Source organism: Bacteroidales bacterium, assembly GCA_016707785.1.
Lineage (GTDB): Bacteria > Bacteroidota > Bacteroidia > Bacteroidales > UBA4417 > UBA4417.
In genome coordinates, this window is the sequence record JADJGZ010000053.1 from 45,334 (window position 1) to 66,468 (window position 21,135).

The window sequence follows — 21,135 nt, forward strand, 5'->3', positions numbered from 1 at the left end:
TCTTAGTTTTTAGCGTTCTTATTCTTTACCAGGATATCCATAAAACTGATGGATGCGTCTTCCATGGTATTAACGATCGACTCAACTTTCGATACCAGGTAGTTGTAAATAACCTGAAGGATAATAGCAACGATAAGACCAAATACAGTAGTTAACAGAGCCACTTTCATACCACCGGCAACAACGGTTGGAGAAATATCACCGGCAGTTTCAATAGCATCGAAAGCCTGAACCATCCCTACAACTGTACCAAGGAACCCGAGCATGGGTGCAAGTGCGATAAACAGCGTAATCCAGGTAAGATTGGTTTCAAGTCGGGCCATCATTACACCCCCATAGGAAATAATTGATTTTTCAACAATTTCAATACCTTCACTGTAACGATCAAGTCCCTGGAAGAAGATAGAAGCAACAGGTCCGCGGGTATTCTTACAAACATCTTTAGCAGCTGTAACGCCATTGGTCTGAAGTTCTGATTCAACTTTTTCAAGTAGCTTGGTGGTATTGGTTGTAGCCATATTCAGATAAATAATACGCTCAATACAGAGACCAAGTCCAATGATAAGGCAAAGTAGAATTGGAGCCATCCAGCCGGCACCCCCTTCAATAAACTTCGACTTCAGCATTTGATGAAAAGATTTTGATTCCTGGGCAGGTGCAGTTTCTGGTTCTGCAACAGGAGCAACAGCTGTATCAGCTGACGGAGTAACAGAATCAACAGTAGTTGCTGTTTGAGCAGGCTGTGCCTGATCCTGGGCAAATACAACACTCGACAGACAGGTTAGCATAACTGCTAATGACAAGAAAGCGATCAATTTTTTCATGGTAATTTCTATTGATTTTTTTTGTTTCGGTGGATTACTTTAAGTTGTATTAATATCTGTAAAAAGAGCGGAGAGCATGGGATTCGAACCCATGAAGCCCTTTTGGAGCTTACACACTTTCCAGGCGTGCGCCTTCGACCACTCGGCCAACTCTCCAATATTTTAGGTGCATCTACCTGTATGTCAGGACACGGTTCACCAAACGGAGCGCTAAATTACAAAAAAATATTACAAACTGATTTTCTACGAAATATTTATGCAAACCATATTCATTATAAACAGCAGTACCGACAACATTTTAAAGGATTCTCAGACAAATTTTATCCAAATGTTTAACAATTTTCTTATTAATTATTATAACGTATTAAACAATTATCTATATTTGTATATTCTTAAATAAGAATAATTCTTATATAATATTAATTAATAATTATGGCTATTGAACTTCGCAATAAACTGGTAGCAAAGGGATTAAAAGTCACACCTCAGCGACTTGTGATTCTGGAAGCAATCATTCAACTGCATAATCATCCTACTGCTGAGCATATCCTTGAATACATCAGGAAAAATCATCCGAATATAGCAACCGGTACACTTTATAAGGTATTGGATACCCTTTCGGAAAAAGGGCTTATCCTAAAAGTGAAAACCGACAGGGATATCATGAGATATGATGCTGTTACTGAGTCTCATCATCACTTATATTGTGCCGAATCCGACAGGATTGAGGATTATTTTGATGAAGATTTAAATCAACTGTTAGATAGGTACTTCTCTGAAAAAGGCATCAATGGATTTAATATCAGGGACATAAAACTACAGATCATTGGAAATTTTGAGGAACAGAAAGAAGGAATATAATATTCAAGCCCGGATAATTATTGAATTAAAACAATGCGCCTGAAAACAATAATTTATAAACAAAAAACAATCAATTATGAAAGATAAAAGCAGAGAGCTTCTAAACAAGGCAATTGCTGATGAATTATCAGCAGTTCATCAATACATGTATTTCCATTTCCTTTGCAACGACATGGGATATGACCTGCTGTCAGGTCTGTTCAAACGCACTGCCATTGACGAAATGATGCATGTAGAACGATTAGCCGAACGTATCCTTTCCTCAAAGGGGAAGTTGAAATGAAACCAGCTGTTGAAGTAAGTAAAATTCATGACGTGAAAGCTATGCTCGAGATGGCAACCCAAATGGAATCGGAAAGCGCCAGGGATTACAACCTATGGGCGAATGAATGTGCTGCCAATGCAGATTCTGTTTCCAAAAAAGTTTTTGAAGCCCTGGTGGAAGAGGAAGAACGCCACTTCGACCAATACGATGTTGAAATGGAAAACCTGAAGAAATTCGGCGATAATTACCTTGCCCTTCAATCAATAGAACGAAGCAAAAACGTTGCTGCCGGGAGACCGACAGAATAATTTATATAAACCTTTAAACATTAAAAAAATGGAAGATAATCAAGTAATCGCAATGCCAAGAATCGGTGATGCCGCTCCTGCATTCAAGGCAGTAACAACCCAGGGAAATATCAATTTTCCTGAAGACTATAAAGGGAATTGGGTTATCCTTTTCAGCCACCCGGCCGATTTTACCCCGGTATGTACATCTGAATTTATGACTTTCGCAAGTATGGAGTCAAAATTCGAAGAAGCTAACTGCAAACTGGTCGGCCTTTCGGTTGACGGGCTCTATAGCCACATTGCGTGGCTTAGAACCATAAAGGAAAAAATTGAGTACAAAGGAATGAAGGATGTAGAAGTGAAATTCCCCCTGATAGAGGATATCACTATGGAAGTTGCTAAAAAATATGGCATGATCCAACCGGGTGAAAGCAATACCAAAGCTGTCCGCGCAGTTTTCTTTATTGATCCCAAGGGAATAATCAGGGCTATTATTTATTACCCGCTAAGCCTTGGACGTAACTTCGATGAACTATACAGAGCCCTGGTTGCCATGCAAACTGCTGATGCATTTTCAATTGCAACGCCTGCCGACTGGTATCCCGGAGATGATGTAATTGTTCCACCCGCAGGATCTTGTGGTACAGCTAAAGACAGAATGGATGGAAAAGAAGATATGAAGTGTTATGACTGGTTCTTCTGTACCAAAAAAATCGATAAAAACACTGTCCTCAATACGATACTGAAAAAGTAAAATGTAATAAATCGCCAGATTATTCTTCACCCTGCCATTGTAATTTAGTGACAGGGTGTTGTTTTTACAGCCCCTCAGTACCATCATTCCTGCTTACCAGGAAATAGATAAACCATATTAGCCAATCTTAAACTATTTTTGATGGCAGGAATTCGCAAGTACTCAGATCGGCCAAAAGAATTTCTCACAAATTTATTATCAGCATCAAATCCATATAAACATGTTTCCGACAAAGAAAACATATATACAACCAGACATGAAAATGTCGGATTTGATTATTGAAAATCCATCCTTATTACTAATGATGGAACACTTCGGTATCGGTTCATTGGTGCAAGAAAAGAATGTAGCTGAATTATGTTCAGGATGAAAGACACCCCGATGATGCTGCCTTTATGAATGCACCTGTCTATGGCACAATGTTTTATGGAGGCCTATCGATCAATATTCACCATTGATCATTAAATAGTCAGCTCCCCTCTGAGCGGCGTCTGCAGGAGTTGCCTCAGTTCATCACCCCTATAGCCTTGTCCCAGAAGGTACATTAGTTTTGCAGTTGCTGCTTCAGTCGTGATATCGTATCCACCAACCAGCCCGATTTGTCCAAGAACTACACTGGTTTCATACTTACCCATGTCAACAGAGCCACCCTTACATTGTGTAACATTATAAATGATGATCCCTTTTTCGATTGCATTTTTCAGGGATTGGATAAACCATTCATCAGTAGGAGCATTGCCGGCACCATAGGTCTCAAGGATCACTCCTTTTAATCCGGGGATGTTTAAGATACTACAGACAATAGGTTCAGTAATTCCGGGGAAAAGTTTAAGGATGGCAATATTTGTATCGAGCTCTGTCCTCACTTTGAGGTTACGAAAATTAGGCTTAAGTATCACATTATGATTATACCTGACATACACGCCCACTTCAGCTAAGGCAGGGTAGTTCCCGGAGAGGAAGGCATTGAAATTTTCCGCATTGAACTTATTTGTCCTGTTTCCCCGCATAAGCTTGTTTTCAAAGTAGATAGCTACTTCAGGAACCACGGGAGTGTTATCAACATAAGCCGCGGCAATTTCAACGGCATTGATAAAGTTATCGCGACCATCAGTCCTTACAACCCCCATCGGTAATTGGGAACCCGTAAAAATGACAGGTTTATTGAGGTTTTCCAGCATAAAACTCAGCATTGAAGCGGAATAAGCCATGGTATCAGTCCCGTGGAGCACAACAAATCCATCGTAATCGTTATAATTACTCTCAATAGTTTGCGCCAGTTTCACCCAGAATGAAGGTGACACATTGGAGGAATCGATGAGAGGGTCGAAAGTAATACCACTGATTTTGTAATCGAAATTTTCGAGTACAGGCATCATCTTATAGATATTTTCGAAAGCAAAGGGATGCAGTGCCCCTGTGGCTTTATCCTTTACCATTCCGATGGTACCACCGGTGTATATGACTAATATTGAGGTTGACATTGTATTGCGGATTGCGGATTGCGGATTTGATGATTAGGAGATGTGGAGATTAGGAGATGTGGAGTGGAGATGTGGAGATTAGGAGATTAGGAGATGTGGAGATTAGGAGATTAGGAGATGTGGAGATGCCTTGAAGGGGTGTCTTTGGCTTGGAGATGTGGAGATTAGGCGATGTGGAGATTAGGAGATGAGGAGATGTGGAGATTAAGAGATTAGGAGATGCCTTGAAGGGGTGTCTTTGGCTTGGAGACGTGGGGATTAGTAAATGATTTTGGATTGGGGATTTGAATTTCTACTTTCCATTTTAAAACCGGGTGCAACTCCAGGCAGCGCCCTGACTGATTTTGCCGACTGTTGGGCACCAACTGCCACCTTCCGCTTGCCAGATTATGTATAGAGATCTTTTTCATTTTTCATTTTTCATTTTTCATTTTGCATTTTTCATTTTGCATTCAATATTTTGCATTTTCATACCAGAGGCAATTTAAACAATTTCCTGGCATTCCCTGTAGTAACATCAGCAACTTCCTGTAATGTATTTCCTGTTATTTCAGCAATTTTAGAAGCAATAATGGGAATATAGGAAGGTTCATTTCGCTTTCCTCTGAATGGAACCGGAGCAAGGTAAGGGGCATCTGTTTCGAGGATGAGATGATCAAGTCCTATTTCCTTAACAACTTCCTGCAGTCCGGAATTCTTAAAAGTGATTACACCCCCTATTCCCAGCGTGAAGCCTGCTTCCGTGATCAACCGGGCTTGCTCAATGTTGCCGGAAAAACAATGAAAAACTCCTTTTAAATCCGGAGCCAGTTCCTTTTGAACAACTGCCCATACTTCATTAAATGAATTACGCATATGAATAGCCACCGGTAAATGGAATTTTTTTGCCCATTGCAGTTGGGTTCGAAAAGCATCATCCTGTTCTGACTTGTAGGTTTTATCCCAGTAGAGATCAATTCCAATTTCACCAATAGCACAAAATCCTCCTTTAGAAAGGGCATCTTCAACCTGGAGTAACTCCTTTTCCATGTTTTCCAAAGTCACCGAGGTAGGATGCAAGCCGGCCATCGGGAAGCAATGATCTGGAAATTGTCTGGCCAGATCAAGCATCGGAAGCCAGGAACTACTGTCGATATTCGGCAACAGAAATTTGGAAACTCCGCTTTCAATGGCCTTTTTTATTGTCAAAGGTCTGTCAGCATTGAATTCTTCAAGATAAAGATGGGTATGGGTATCAATAAACATGATGCAAAAGTAAAGATTGTTCTGAATGAGTCTTTCATAGACATGGATATTACATATCAGGGAACGAGCAATTAAAGGATATATGTAGACTAGATATGGACTGAATGCAACGCTCAACTTCATCTGCAGATGAAAGAGGTCAAACTGTCAGGGTTAATTCTGCTATCAGGCGGAAATATCCCTGCTTCAACGATTTCCGGCATTATGAATGTCAGACACAAATTCATTTTCTCCATAAAACCTCAATGAATTAGTAAAAATGGATCATGTGGATGATTAGGATGAAGAAAAATGATGAATTCTGATTAAAATAAGATCAGCATTCAACTTTCTATATATCACAGGCAAGTCATAATGATTTGCTTCAAAAAAAATTATTGACAGAACACTTAATTTGTTCGTTATGAAATCATTTACCCAAACAAATGTATTGCTGGCATTACTAATTATGCTTGGCATTGAAGCAGCTTTCGGACAGCAACATGAGAATATTGAAAAGCATGGGAGAAAGGCTCCACCTGTTCCTGCTATTCAATCTTTTGTTCTTCCCGGAAGCAATACAGATGCACCGGCAGGTTCCATTTCGGTGGCTGAAAATGCCACTTATAATGCTTATACACCAGAGCAATTGGTTCAAAACCTATTGGTGACAGGTTGTTTAACCGCCAGTAATATTAGGTTTGGGTATTATAAAAAGAACAGCAATGGCACCTGGTCATGGACCAATCATACCTGGTCAGCTACTCCGGGCGACAGGCAAATGGCCTATTTTAATAAGGCTACATCAACCTTCCCTCTTGATGAGGGCATTATTTTAACATCCGGAAAAGCTTCTTCAGCAATGGGGCCAAATAATGCAGGAAATAAATCAGATAAGATGGTCAGCGCTGCTTCTGATCCGGATCTTAATTCAATCACAGGCAATACCATGTACGATGCTTCAGTACTGGAGTTCGACTTTGTTCCAGCCGGGAATACTTTAGAATTCACTTACATTTTTACATCAGAAGAATATATTGAATATTGTGAAACAGAATTTAATGATGCTTTTGGTTTCTTCCTGAGTGGTCCCGGGATCAATGGAACTTATACCAATAATGCAGTTAACCTGGCTACCATCCTCAATAATATCCCGGTAACTATCAATGATATCCATCCTTCTGGCACCAATGTAAATAATGTGAATTTCCCGGCAGAAAATGCGGCTTATTATCTCGACAATCCTTCCGGATCAGTTACCATGCAATTTGATGGAAGTACTGTGATATTGACAGCTACTTATCCGGTAGTACCCTGTTCAACATATAAAATTAAGATGAGTGTGGCTGATGCATCTGACCAGCAATGGGATGGAGCCGTATTTCTTGGGGCCAGAAGCTTTAATTCAGAGAATATCAACCTGAATAATTACGGGAATTTTATTGAAGATGAGAATAATGTGTTTGAAGGTTGCAATAACTTCTTCAGGGTAACCAGGACCAATCCTGATCAATCACAACCCCTTACTGTTAATTTGATATTATCCGGAACCTGCACTAATGGTGTGGATATCCAGACAACCGGAAATCTACCATTTCCCTCAACAGTTATCATCCCGGCAAATGCTGCATATGTCGACATTCCCTATGTCGCTCCAAATGACGGGATCGCTGATAATGATGAGACTCTAATTGTGCAGGTTATTACCAGTTGCCCTTGTGCAGCCAACCTGATAACAGTAACCAAGACAATAAATATTTATGAAACGGTTGTGATTCAATCAGTTTCAGCTGTAAATGCCCAATGTAACGGACAAAATAATGGTACTATTACTGTAAATGCCACAGGGGGATCAGGAAGTTACCTCTATTCGATAAATAATGGAACAAGCTGGCAGGGTACAAATAATTTTACGGGTTTATCAGCAGGTAATTATACGGTCAAGGTCAAAGACCCGGGAAGTTGTTTCGCACCAGTCTCATCACCGGCAACCATAGGAAACCCCGCTCCAATTGCAGCTAATGCCGGTCCTGATGTAAGTATATGCCAGGGTGAAAGCACACAGCTGAATGGAACAGGTGGTGTGTTGTATAGCTGGAGTCCGGCAACGGGATTGAATTTTACAAATATTGCCAATCCTATTGCTTCTCCCACCTCAACAACTACCTACACTTTAACTGTAACCAATGCCCTGGGGCAGTGTTCATCAACAGATCAGGTGACAGTTACTATAAGTCCTGTGGCAATAGCACCCACTTCCATATCTGTTGACCGGAGCATTGGTTGTAATGATGACAATGGAAATATAGTCCTTACTGCCACCGGAGGATCAGGGACCAGTATAAAGTGGTCAATGGGAAGTTGTGGTTCAGCTGTTATTGGAACCGGGACTCCCCTCACTATTCCTTCGCCCACAGCAACAACAACCTACTATGCATGGTGGGAGAACTCCTGCGGATCTTCATCATGCGCTCAAATAACAGTAAATGTGCCGGATCAAATTTCCGTGTCATTATCTGCCGGAACAATAAGTTGTTATGGAGGAACCACTGTTCTAACAGCGTCGGCTTCTGGTGGGACGGGCACACTTCAGTATAGTCTAAATGGTGGAACTTATCAATCAGGAAATACTTTTACAGTCAATGCCTCAGGTTCTCCATATACAGTTACTGTGAAAGATGCAAATAATTGCTTAAAAGCCTCATCTTCATTCACGCTTAATCAACCTTCACAATTGCAATTCGGAACTGTAAATACTACGAATGTAAGTTGTGTTGGTGCAACAAATGGGCAAATTCAATGCAGTACTTCGGGCGGCACTGGTTCAATAGCTTATGCAATAAGCCCGAATGCCGGCAATCAGTCACCAACCGGAACTTTTAATAACCTGCCAGCCAACTCTTATCTAATTACTGCTACTGACGCAAATGGCTGCCAAACTTCCAATACCTACTTAGTTGGAACAACACCAGATAACACTGCACCTGCCATCGTTACCTGTGCTCCCAACCAATCGGCTTTTGCCAATGCATCCTGCCAGGCTGCAGTACCCAATTTCACAGCCAGCGTAACAGCAACAGATAATTGCACCGCTACTCCTTCGCTGGTAATCACTCAATCACCCGTAGCCGGAACACTGGTTTCGACAGGAGTAACCACTGTTACCATCACTGTAACCGATGCTGCAGGGAACTTCAGCACATGTTCGGCCACATTCACCGTTACAGATAATACTGCACCAACCATTGTTACCTGTGCACCCAATCAGTCGGCTTTTGCCAATGCATCCTGCCAGGCTGCTGTGCCCAATTTTACAGCCAATGTAACAGCTACCGATAACTGCACAGCTACTCCTTCGCTGGTTATCACTCAATCACCTGCTGCCGGAACACTGGTATCAACAGGGGTAACTACTGTGACCATCACCGTGACAGATGCTGCCGGGAATTTTAGTACCTGTTCAGCTAACATTTACTGTTACCGATAATACAGCACCCACCATTGTTACCTGTGCACCCAATCAGTCGGCTTTTGCCAATGCATCATGCCAGTCTGCTGTGCCCAATTTTACTGCCAATGTAACAGCTACCGATAATTGCACCGCTACTCCTTCGCTGGTTATCACTCAATCACCTGCTGCAGGAACACTGGTATCAACGGGTGTAACCACTGTGACTATCACAGTGACAGATGCTGCCGGGAATTTCAGTACCTGTTCGGCTAACTTTACTGTAACCGATAATATTGCACCTACCATTGTTACCTGTGCACCCAATCAATCAGCTTTTGCCAATGCTTCATGCCAGGCTGCAGTACCTGATTTTACAGCCAATGTAACAGCAACAGATAATTGTACTGCTACTCCTTCGCTGGTCATCACACAATCACCAACTGCCGGAACAATGGTATCAACTGGTGTAACCACTGTGACTATCACTGTAACTGATGCAGCCGGAAACTTCAGTACCTGTTCAGCCAACTTTACTGTTACTGATAATACTAATCCGAACATCGTTACCTGTGCACCCAATCAGTCGGCTTTTGCCAATGCTTCATGCCAGTCTGCAGTGCCCGATTTTACAGCCAATGTAACAGCTACAGATAATTGCACGGCTACTCCTTCGCTGGTCATCACTCAATCACCTGCTGCCGGAACACTGGTATCAACAGGTGTAACCACTGTAACTATCACCGTAACCGATGCTGCCGGAAACTTTAGCACATGTTCAGCTAAATTCACCGTTACAGATAATACTGCACCCACCATTGTTACCTGTGCACCCAATCAGTCGGCTTTTGCCAATGCATCATGCCAGTCTGCTGTGCCTAATTTTACTGCCAATGTAACCGCTAACGATAACTGCACTGCTACTCCTTCACTGGTCATCACTCAATCACCTGCTGCCGGAACACTGGTATCAACAGGTGTAACCACTGTGACTATCACCGTAACCGATGCTGCAGGGAATTTTAGTACCTGTTCAGCTAACTTTACTGTTACGGATAATATTTCGCCCACAATCGTTACTTGTGCACCCAATCAGTCGGCTTTTGCCAATGCTTCATGCCAGTCTGCAGTGCCCGATTTTACAGCCAATGTAACAGCTACATGATAATTGCACCGCTACACCTTCACTGGTCATCACACAATCACCTGCTGCCGGAACACTGGTATCAACAGGTGTAACCACTGTGACTATCACTGTAACCGATGCTGCTGGGAATTTCAGTACCTGTTCAGCTAACTTTACTGTAACTGATAATACTAATCCGACCATCGTTACCTGTGCACCCAATCAGTCGGCTTTTGCCAATGCTTCATGCCAGTCTGCTGTGCCCGATTTTACAGCCAATGTAACAGCTACAGATAATTGCACTGCTACTCCTTCGCTGGTCATCACACAATCACCTGCTGCCGGAACACTGGTATCAACAGGTGTAACCACTGTGACTATCACTGTAACCGATGCTGCTGGAAATTTCAGCACCTGTTCAGCTAACTTTACTGTTACAGATAATACATGCCCACAATCGTTACCTGTGCACCTAATCAGTCGGCTTTTGCCAATGCTTCATGCCAGGCTGCAGTGCCCGATTTTACTGCCAATGTAACCGCTAACGATAATTGTACTGCTACACCTTCACTGGTCATCACACAATCACCTGCTGCCGGAACACTGGTATCAACAGGTGTAACCACTGTGACTATCACTGTAACCGATGCTGCCGGAAACTTCAGTACCTGTTCAGCTAACTTTACAGTTACCGATAATACTGCTCCGACCATCGTTACCTGTGCACCCAATCAATCAGCTTTTGCCAATGCTTCCTGCCAAGCTGCTGTGCCCGATTTTACAGCCAATGTAACAGCTACAGATAATTGCACCGCCACTCCTTCGCTGGTCATCACTCAATCACCCACAGCAGGAACACTGGTATCAACAGGTGTAACTACCGTAACCATCACTGTGACCGATGCTGCAGGGAATTTTAGTACCTGTTCAGCTAACTTTACTGTTACGGATAATATTTCGCCCGACAATTGTTACCTGTGCACCCAATCAGTCGGCTTTTGCCAATGCATCCTGCCAGTCTGCGGTGCCCGATTTTACTGCCAATGTAACAGCTACAGATAATTGCACTGCTACTCCTTCCCTGGTGATCACTCAGTCACCCACTGCCGGAACACTGGTATCAACAGGTGTAACTACCGTGACCATCACTGTAACTGATGCTGCTGGAAATTTCAGTACCTGTTCAGCTAATTTCACCGTTTCAGATAATACAGCTCCAACCATTGCTACCTGTGCACCCAATCAGTCGGCTTTTGCCAATGCATCATGCCAGGCTGCTGTGCCCGATTTTACTGCCAATGTAACCGCTAACGATAATTGCACTGCTACTCCTTCGCTGGTTATTACTCAATCACCTGCTGCAGGAACAATGGTATCAACGGGAGTAACTACTGTGACTATCACTGTAACCGATGCTGCAGGGAATTTTAGTACCTGTTCAGCTAACTTTACTGTTACTGATAATACTGCTCCTACCATTGTAACCTGTGCACCCAATCAATCAGCTTTTGCCAATGCTTCATGCCAGTCTGCTGTGCCTGATTTTACTGCCAATGTAACAGCTACAGATAATTGCACTGCTACTCCTTCGCTGGTCATCACACAATCACCTGCTGCCGGAACACTGGTATCAACAGGTGTAACCACTGTGACTATCACCGTAACCGATGCTGCAGGGAACTTCAGCACCTGTTCAGCTAACTTTACTGTTACAGATAATATTTCGCCCACAATCGTTACCTGTGCACCCAATCAGTCGGCTTTTGCCAATGCTTCATGCCAGTCTGCTGTGCCCGATTTTACTGCCAATGTAACAGCTACAGATAATTGTACCGCTACTCCTTCGCTGGTCATCACTCAATCACCTGCTGCCGGAACACTGGTATCAACAGGTGTGACTACCGTGACTATCACCGTAACCGATGCTGCAGGGAACTTCAGCACCTGTTCAGCTAACTTTACTGTTACAGATAATATTTCACCCACAATTGTTACTTGTGCACCTAATCAGTCGGCTTTTGCCAATGCTTCATGCCAGGCTGCTGTGCCGAATTTTACTGCCAATGTAACGGCTACCGATAATTGCACGGCTACTCCTTCGCTGGTCATCACACAATCACCTGCTGCCGGAACACTGGTATCAACAGGTGTGACTACCGTGACTATCACCGTGACAGATGCTGCCGGGAATTTTAGTACGTGCTCTGCAAACTTTACAGTAACCGATAATACTAATCCAACCATCGTTACCTGTGCTCCCAATCAATCGGCCTTTGCCAATGCATCCTGCCAATCTGCAGTGCCCGATTTTACTGCCAATGTAACAGCTACAGATAATTGCACGGCTACTCCTTCGCTGGTCATCACTCAATCACCCACAGCAGGAACACTGGTATCAACAGGTGTAACCACTGTAACTATCACCGTAACCGATGCTGCAGGGAATTTTAGTACCTGTTCAGCTAACTTTACTGTTACAGATAATATTTCGCCCACAATCGTTACCTGTGCACCCAATCAGTCGGCTTTTGCCAATGCATCCTGCCAGTCTGCTGTGCCCAATTTTACTGCCAATGTAACAGCTACCGATAATTGCACCGCTACTCCTTCGCTGGTCATCACACAATCACCTGCAGCAGGAACACTGGTATCAACTGGTGTGACTACCGTGACTATCACCGTGACAGATGCTGCCGGGAATTTCAGTACCTGTTCGGCTAACTTTACTGTAACCGATAATACTAATCCGACCATCGTTACTTGTGCACCCAATCAGTCGGCTTTTGCCAATGCTTCATGCCAGTCTGCAGTGCCCGATTTTACTGCCAATGTAACTGCTACCGATAATTGTACCGCTACTCCTTCGCTGGTGATCACACAATCACCAACTGCCGGAACACTGGTTTCAACAGGTGTAACTACCGTGACCATCACTGTTACTGACGCTGCCGGAAACTTCAGTACCTGTTCGGCTAACTTTACTGTTACTGATAATACTGCGCCTACCATCGTAACTTGTCCCGCAACCAGGAATATCGAGGGATGTTCTGCTTCAGCACTGACAAACCCCAATTATTCCCAGGTTTTAACCCTTGCTGATTACGCAATCTTTTCAGGAGCCGTTAATAATGGATCAGCTAATGATAATTGCGGAATAACAGAGGTTTCTTATCTGGATATAACCACTGGAACCTGTCCGGTTGTGGTTACGAGAACATGGTTTATAAAAGATGCCTATGGGAATACTTCAGAATGTGAACAACAAATCAATATTGATGACACAACTGATCCAGTATTGACCTGTCCATCAAATCTGGAACTAAACACCAATAATGGCAACACATATATTGGAGCGATCGGAAATGCAATAGCAACCGACAACTGCGATTCAGACATAACAATTACAAATAATGCACCCATATCATTCCCTCTGGGAAATACAATAGTTACCTGGACAGCAACTGATGATTGCGGAAATTCGACAACTTGCGATCAGACAGTTTCAGTTTCATCCTTACCAATTATTGCTAATGATGATATAGGTAGTATCATTAATGGATTCACTGGAGGAACTTCAGTTTCGGATGTTTTGGTAAATGATCTTCTTAATGGACTGCCAGTACAGGCATCCGATATTACCCTTTCCCAGGTCAGTTCTACCAATGCAGGCATCAGCCTGGTTGGGAAGTGCGTAGTAGTTGCCGCAGGTACTCCTGCCGGAACCTACTCCTCACCTACCAGATCTGTGAAATCCTTAATCCAACAAACTGCGACCAGGCAACAGTTTCGGTAACTGTGAATGCTGCATCCATTGTGGCCAATGATGATACCGGAACTCCGGTCAATGGATATGCCGGTGGAACTGCTGTTGCCAATGTGCTGGTCAATGACCTGCTCAATGGGGTAGCCGTTAATCCATCTGATATTACCCTTTCACAGGTCAGTTCTACCAATCCGGGCATCAGCCTGGTTGGAGGTAGCGTAGTGCCGCAGGCACTCCGGAACCTCCCTCACCTACCAGATCTGTGAAATTCTCAATCCCACAAACTGCGACCAGGCACGGTTTCCGTGAGTAGTGCCTGCAACTATTGTAGCAAATGACGATACAGGAACTCCTGTCAATGGTTATACCGGTGGGACCGCAGTTGCCAATGTGCTGGTCAATGACCTGCTCAATGGTGTCGCTGTTGATCCATCTGATATTACCCTTTCACAGGTCAGTTCTACCAATCCGGGCATCAGCCTGGTTGGAGGTAGCGTAGTAGTTGCTGCAGGCACTCCTGCCGGAACCTACTCACTCACTTACCAGATCTGCGAAATTCTGAACCCCACAAACTGTGACCAGGCAACAGTTTCCGTGACTGTGAATGCTGCAACTATTGTGGCTAATGATGATACCGGAACTCCTGTCAATGGATATGCCGGTGGGACTGCCGTTGCCGATGTGCTGGTCAATGACCTGCTCAATGGAGTAGCTGTGAACCCATCCGAAATTACTCTTTCCCAGGTCAGTTCTACCAATGCAGGCATCAGCCTGGTTGGAGGTAGCGTGGTAGTTGCCGCAGGAACTCCTGCCGGAACCTACTCCCTTACCTACCAGATCTGTGAAATACTTAATCCTACAAACTGCGACCAGGCAACGGTTTCCGTGACTGTAAATGCTGCATCTATTGTGGCTAATGACGATACAGGAACTCCTGTCAATGGTTATGCCGGTGGGACTGCAGTTGCCAATGTGCTGGTCAATGACCTGCTCAATGGAGTAGCTGTGAACCCATCCGATATTACCCTTTCCCAGGTCAGTTCTACCAATGCAGGCATCAGCCTGGTTGGTGGAAGCGTGGTAGTTGCCGCAGGAACTCCTGCCGGAACCTATTCCCTCACTTACCAGATCTGCGAAATTCTTAATCCAACAAATTGCGACCAGGCAACGGTTTCCGTGACTGTAAATGCTGCAACTATTGTGGCTAATGATGATACAGGAACTCCAATCAATGGTTATGCCGGTGGGACTGCTGTTGCCAATGTGCTGGTCAATGACCTGCTCAATGGTGTAGCTGTGAACCCATCTGATATTACCCTTTCCCAGGTCAGTTCTACCAATGCAGGCATCAGCCTGGTTGGAGGTAGCGTAGTAGTTGCCGCAGGTACTCCTGCCGGAACCTACTCCCTCACCTATCAGATCTGTGAAATTCTGAACCCCACAAACTGTGACCAGGCAACAGTTTCAGTGACTGTGAATGCTGCAACTATTGTGGCTAATGATGATACCGGAACTCCAATCAATGGTTATGCCGGTGGGACTGCAGTTGCCGATGTGCTGGTCAATGACCTGCTCAATGGTGTAGCTGTGAACCCATCCGATATTACCCTTTCCCAGGTCAGTTCTACCAATGCAGGCATCAGCCTGGTTGGAGGTAGCGTGGTAGTTGCCGCAGGTACTCCTGCCGGAACCTACTCCCTCACCTACCAGATCTGTGAAATACTTAATCCTACAAACTGCGACCAGGCAACAGTTTCAGTGACTGTGAATGCTGCAACTATTGTGGCCAATGATGATACCGGAACTCCTGTCAATGGATATGCCGGTGGGACTGCCGTAGCCAATGTGCTGGTCAATGACCTGCTCAATGGTGTAGCCGTTAATCCATCCGATATTACCCTTTCACAGGTTAGCTCTACCAATGCAGGCATCAGCCTGGTGGGTGGAAGTGTAGTAGTTGCCGCAGGTACTCCTGCCGGAACCTACTCCCTCACCTACCAGATCTGTGAAATTCTGAACCCCACAAACTGTGACCAGGCAACGGTTTCCGTAACTGTTAATGCTGCAACTATTGTGGCCAATGATGATACCGGAACTCCTGTCAATGGTTATGCCGGTGGAACTGCTGTTGCCAATGTGCTGGTCAATGACCTGCTCAATGGTGTAGCTGTGAACCCATCTGATATTACTCTTTCCCAGGTTAGTTCTACCAATGCAGGCATCAGCCTGGTTGGAGGTAGCGTGGTAGTTGCCGCAGGAACTCCTGCCGGAACCTACTCTCTTACCTACCAGATCTGTGAGATACTCAATCCAACAAATTGCGACCAGGCAACAGTTTCAGTGACTGTGAATGCTGCAACTATTGTGGCTAATGATGATACCGGAACTCCAATCAATGGTTATGCCGGTGGGACTGCAGTTGCCGATGTGCTGGTCAATGACCTGCTCAATGGAGTAGCTGTGAACCCATCCGAAATTACTCTTTCCCAGGTCAGTTCTACCAATGCAGGTATCAGCCTGGTTGGAGGTAGCGTGGTAGTTGCCGCAGGAACTCCTGCCGGAACCTACTCCCTCACCTACCAGATCTGTGAAATTCTCAATCCAACAAATTGCGACCAGGCAACGGTTTCCGTAACTGTGAATGCTGCAACTATTGTGGCCAATGATGATACAGGAACTCCTGTCAATGGTTATGCCGGTGGGACTGCTGTTGCCAATGTGCTGGTCAATGACCTGCTCAATGGTGTAGCTGTGAATCCATCCGATATTACCCTTTCCCAGGTCAGTTCTACCAATGCAGGCATCAGCCTGGTTGGAAGTAGCGTGGTAGTTGCCGCAGGTACTCCTGCCGGAACTTACTCACTTACTTACCAGATCTGCGAAATCCTGAACCCCACAAACTGTGACCAGGCAACAGTTTCAGTGACTGTGAATGCTGCAACTATTGTGGCCAATGATGATACAGGAACACCTGTCAATGGATATGCCGGTGGGACAGCTGTTGCCGATGTGCTGGTCAATGACCTGCTCAATGGAGTAGCTGTGAACCCATCCGAAATTACTCTTTCCCAGGTCAGTTCTACCAATGCAGGCATCAGCCTGGTGGGTGGAAGTGTAGTAGTTGCCGCAGGTACTCCTGCCGGAACCTACTCCCTCACCTATCAGATCTGTGAAATTCTTAACCCCACAAACTGTGACCAGGCAACGGTTTCAGTGACTGTTACCGCTCCTTCATTAGAAGCAAATGTAGACGCTGGCAGTATAACAGGATGTGAAGGAGGAATTGCTGTTAACAATGTACTGAGCAATGACCTCTTAAATGGCACAGCAGTAATTCCTGCCGACGTAATTCTTTCAGTTATCACTCCCGCTTCGGATCCCGGAATTGTTTTGAATCCGGCAACCGGAGCTGTTACTGTGGCAAATGGAACACAGGCTGGCAATTATTCAATAGTTTACCAGATTTGTGAAGTGCTGAATCCAACCATTTGTGATCAGTCAACAGTAACCATCACAATTGTAGACAATGAACTACCAACAATAGCTTGTCCACCTGTAGTTAACACAGTTACTGATGCAGGACTTTGCACTGCATCAGGCGTATCGCTTGGAACAGCAATAACTACAGACAACTGCCAGGTTTCCTCGCTAACGAATAATGCGCCATCGACTTATCCTGTGGGCAGTACAACCGTTACCTGGACTGTGATGGATGCAAGCGGGCAGACAGCTACCTGTGATCAATTGGTCATTGTAACAGATAATCAACCCCCAAGCATTATTTGCCCGGCTAATATCACTGTTCAGGCAAATTCAGGTCAAACCTTTGCCAGTGGTGTTGAACTGGGAATTCCTGTTACATCCGACAATTGTGGTATTGCATCAACTGTCAATAATAGTCCCACGCAGTTCCCGTTAGGTATAACATGGGTTACCTGGACAGTAACTGATATTAATGGCCTGAGTGATACCTGTCATCAGTCAGTTTTGGTTACAGATAATCAACTACCTGTAATCCTTTGTCCACCAACCATAACAATCAGTTGCATAACAGAACTGCCGCCTGCTTATTCAACTTATACCGAATTTGTAAATGCCGGAGGATCAGCATCGGATAATGATGGCATAAATCCGGCAACATTTAGCCTTGAAAGTGAAACGTCCAATAATCAAAGCTGTCCGGAAACGATTAGCAGGGTTTATAAGATAGCTGACAACAGTAATAATTATAGTTCTTGCACTCAGGTTATAATTATAGATGATGAGATAAATCCAACATTGGTTGTTCCCGCTGCTGTTATTGTTTCATGCAGTGATGTTCCTGATGTAGGCACTGCGACAGCAAGTGATAATTGCGATACCAATCCGTTAGTCACCTATTTGGGAGAAACACGAGTTGATGGAGACTGCGCTGGAGAATACACGCTAACACGCACATGGACAGCAACGGATGCTTGTGGAAACACTTCTTCTGCTTCCCAGACCATCAACGTTCAGGACATTTCAGCTCCGGTGATTGTGATGCTACCGTCAACAATGACCATCGATTGTCCGGCTACACCAGAATTTGCAACAGCTACTGCTACCGATGAATGCGGTTCTGCTTTCACCTTAACTTATGAAGATGTGACAACTCCAGGTATTTGTGCCGGTGCATACAGCGTAACCCGCACATGGACTGCTACCGATGCTTGTGGAAACATTTCATCTGCTTGCCAGACCATCAACGTTCAGGATATCTCTGCCCCGGTGATTGCATCTCTGCCTGCTCCGACAACTATTGATTGTCCGGCAACACCTGAATTTGCAACAGCTACAGCTACCGATGAATGCGGTTCTGCTTTCACCTTAACTTATGAAGATGCTACAACCCCAGGTATTTGCGCCGGTGCATACAGTGTAACCCGCACCTGGACAGCAACGGATGCTTGCGGAAACATTTCTTCTGCTTCTCAAACCATCAATGTTCAGGATATTTCAGCTCCTGTGATTGCATCTCTGCCTGCTCCGACAACCATTGATTGCCCGGCAACACCGGAATTTGCAACAGCCACTGCTACCGATGAATGCGGTTCTGCTTTCACCTTAACTTATGAAGATGCTACAACTCCAGGTATTTGCGCCGGTGCATACAGCGTAACCCGCACATGGACTGCTACCGATGCTTGCGGAAACATTTCTTCTGCTTCCCAGACCATCAATGTTCAGGATATCTCTGCTCCTGTGATTGCATCTCTGCCTGCACCGACAACCATTGATTGTCCGGCAACACCAGAATTTGCAACAGCTACAGCTACCGATGAATGCGGTTCTGCTTTCACCTTAACTTATGAAGATGCTACAACCCCAGGTATTTGCGCCGGTGCATACAGTGTAACCCGCACATGGACAGCAACGGATGCTTGTGGAAACATTTCTTCTGCTTCCCAGACCATCAATGTTCAGGATATCTCTGCTCCTGTGATTGCATCTCTGCCTGCACCGACAACCATTGATTGTCCGGCAACACCAGAATTTGCAACAGCTACAGCTACTGATGAATGCGGTTCTGCTTTCACATTAACTTATGAAGACACCACTGTGCCCGGTATTTGTGCCGGAGCATACAGCGTAACCCGCACCTGGACAGCAACGGATGCTTGCGGAAATATTTCTTCTGCTTCCCAGACCATCAATGTTCAGGATATCTCTGCTCCTGTGATTGCATCTCTGCCTGCCCCGACAACCATTGATTGCCCGGCAACACCAGAATTTGCAACAGCCACAGCTACCGATGAATGCGGTTCTGCTTTCACATTAACTTATGAAGACAATACTACACCCGGTATTTGTGCAGGTGCATACAGCGTAACCCGCACATGGACAGCAACGGATGCTTGTGGAAACATTTCTTCAGCATCGCAAACAATCAACGTTCAGGACATTTCGGCTCCAGTCATTGGGACGCTACCGTCAACAACTACCATCGATTGTCCGGCAACACCAGAATTTGCAACAGCTACAGCTACCGATGAATGCGGTTCTGCTTTCACCTTAACTTATGAAGACAGCACTGTGCCCGGTATTTGTGCCGGAGCATACAGCGTAACCCGCACCTGGACGGCAACGGATGCTTGTGGAAACATTTCATCTGCTTCCCAGACCATCAATGTTCAGGATATTTCTGCTCCTGTGATTGCATCTCTGCCTGCACCGACAACCATTGATTGTCCGGCAACACCGGAATTTGCAACAGCTACAGCTACCGATGAATGCGGTTCTGTATTCACCTTAACCTTTGAAGATGCTACTGTGCCCGGTATTTGTGCCGGAGCTTACAGCGTAACCCGCACCTGGACTGCTACCGATGCTTGCGGAAATATTTCCTCAGCCTCGCAAACAATCAATGTTCAGGATATTTCGGCTCCTGTGATTGCATCTCTGCCTGCCCGACAACCATCGATTGCCCGGCAACACCGGAATTTGCAACCGCTACAGCTACCGATGAATGCGGTTCTGCTTTCACATTAACTTATGAAGACGTTACCACACCTGGTATTTGTGCAGGTGCATACAGCGTAACCCGCACATGGACAGCAACGGATGCTTGTGGAAACATTTCTTCTGCTTCCCAGACCATCAATGTTCAGGATATCTCTGCTCCTGTGATTGCATCTCTGCCTGCACCGACAACCATTGATTGTCCGGCAACACCGGAATTTGCAACCGCTACAGCTACCGATGAATGTGGTTCTGCTTTCACATTAACTTATGAAGACAGCACTACACCCGGTATTTGTGCAGGTGCATACAGCGTAACCCGCACATGGACAGCAACGGATGCCTGTGGAAATATTTCATCTGCTTCCCAGACCATCAACGTTCAGGATATCTCTGCTCCTGTGATTGCATCTCTGCCTGCCCCGACAACCATTGATTGTCCGGCAACACCGGAATTTGCAACAGCTACAGCTACCGATGAATGTGGTTCTGCTTTCACCTTAACTTATGAAGACAGCACTGTGCCCGGTATTTGTGCAGGAGCATACAGCGTTATTCGCACATGGACAGCAACGGATGTTTGCGGAAACATTTCTTCTGCTTCCCCAGACCATCA

General features: G+C 44.9%; 12 protein-coding genes, 1 tRNA gene and 1 pseudogene. 10 read left to right on the top strand and 4 right to left on the bottom strand.

Translation table 11 applies throughout. The features are described from left to right. Window positions 1–2: 2 nt before the first annotated feature. Both IPH84_18160 and IPH84_18165 read right to left on the bottom strand, forming a co-directional pair. Window positions 3–824, bottom strand: a complete 822-nt coding sequence (locus tag IPH84_18160; protein ID MBK7175093.1) for a MotA/TolQ/ExbB proton channel family protein — start codon at window positions 822–824, stop codon at window positions 3–5. Between the two features lie 68 nt (window positions 825–892). Then, window positions 893–980: transfer RNA gene (locus IPH84_18165), tRNA-Ser, on the bottom strand. 276 nt (window positions 981–1,256) lie between these two features. Between IPH84_18165 and IPH84_18170 the strand changes: the two genes are divergently transcribed. The 3 genes and pseudogenes from IPH84_18170 to IPH84_18180 all read left to right on the top strand — a co-directional run bounded on the left by IPH84_18170 (window position 1,257) and on the right by IPH84_18180 (window position 2,994). Beyond that, window positions 1,257–1,685 (top strand): transcriptional repressor, encoded by a 429-nt coding sequence (locus tag IPH84_18170; protein ID MBK7175094.1) that lies wholly within the window; start codon window positions 1,257–1,259, stop codon window positions 1,683–1,685. A 76-nt stretch (window positions 1,686–1,761) separates the two neighbouring features. Continuing rightward, window positions 1,762–2,258, top strand: a pseudogene (locus IPH84_18175) (bacterioferritin). 28 nt (window positions 2,259–2,286) lie between these two features. Then, window positions 2,287–2,994 carry a peroxiredoxin gene (locus IPH84_18180; GenBank protein MBK7175095.1) on the top strand — a complete coding sequence of 236 codons (708 nt, stop codon included), beginning with the start codon at window positions 2,287–2,289 and terminating at the stop codon, window positions 2,992–2,994. Window positions 2,995–3,455: 461 nt separating this feature from the next. On the opposite strand, the gene IPH84_18185 is transcribed toward IPH84_18180, so the two are convergent. Both IPH84_18185 and IPH84_18190 read right to left on the bottom strand, forming a co-directional pair. Further along, window positions 3,456–4,478: a type I asparaginase gene (locus IPH84_18185; GenBank protein ID MBK7175096.1), complete on the bottom strand. Its 1,023-nt coding sequence runs from the start codon at window positions 4,476–4,478 to the stop codon at window positions 3,456–3,458. Window positions 4,479–4,946: 468 nt separating this feature from the next. Beyond that, on the bottom strand, window positions 4,947–5,723 hold the full coding sequence (locus IPH84_18190) for a TatD family hydrolase (GenBank protein MBK7175097.1): 777 nt from the start codon (window positions 5,721–5,723) through the stop codon (window positions 4,947–4,949). Between the two features lie 403 nt (window positions 5,724–6,126). Here IPH84_18190 and IPH84_18195 point away from each other — a divergent pair, with 403 nt between their 5' ends. From IPH84_18195 to IPH84_18225, 7 genes are all read left to right on the top strand, one after another. Further along, a complete protein-coding gene (locus IPH84_18195; protein MBK7175098.1) occupies window positions 6,127–9,189 on the top strand; it encodes a SprB repeat-containing protein in 3,063 nt (1,020 codons plus the stop codon). After that, a complete protein-coding gene (locus IPH84_18200; GenBank protein MBK7175099.1) occupies window positions 9,137–10,315 on the top strand; it encodes an HYR domain-containing protein in 1,179 nt (392 codons plus the stop codon). The genes IPH84_18195 and IPH84_18200 overlap by 53 nt, the downstream gene beginning before the upstream one ends. Before the next feature lie 79 nt (window positions 10,316–10,394). Continuing rightward, window positions 10,395–10,814 (top strand): HYR domain-containing protein, encoded by a 420-nt coding sequence (locus IPH84_18205; protein MBK7175100.1) that lies wholly within the window; start codon window positions 10,395–10,397, stop codon window positions 10,812–10,814. Beyond that, window positions 10,724–11,338 carry a hypothetical protein gene (locus IPH84_18210; protein MBK7175101.1) on the top strand — a complete coding sequence of 205 codons (615 nt, stop codon included), beginning with the start codon at window positions 10,724–10,726 and terminating at the stop codon, window positions 11,336–11,338. The genes IPH84_18205 and IPH84_18210 overlap by 91 nt, the downstream gene beginning before the upstream one ends. Further along, the gene (locus tag IPH84_18215) at window positions 11,301–14,069 is read left to right on the top strand and encodes an HYR domain-containing protein (GenBank protein MBK7175102.1); all 2,769 of its coding nucleotides are present in this window, start codon (window positions 11,301–11,303) and stop codon (window positions 14,067–14,069) included. Before IPH84_18210 ends, IPH84_18215 begins: the two co-directional genes overlap by 38 nt. A 2-nt stretch (window positions 14,070–14,071) precedes the next feature. After that, the gene (locus IPH84_18220; GenBank protein ID MBK7175103.1) at window positions 14,072–14,305 is read left to right on the top strand and encodes a hypothetical protein; all 234 of its coding nucleotides are present in this window, start codon (window positions 14,072–14,074) and stop codon (window positions 14,303–14,305) included. A 46-nt stretch (window positions 14,306–14,351) separates the two neighbouring features. After that, a complete protein-coding gene (locus IPH84_18225) occupies window positions 14,352–20,549 on the top strand; it encodes an HYR domain-containing protein (GenBank protein MBK7175104.1) in 6,198 nt (2,065 codons plus the stop codon). Window positions 20,550–21,135 lie beyond the last annotated feature (586 nt).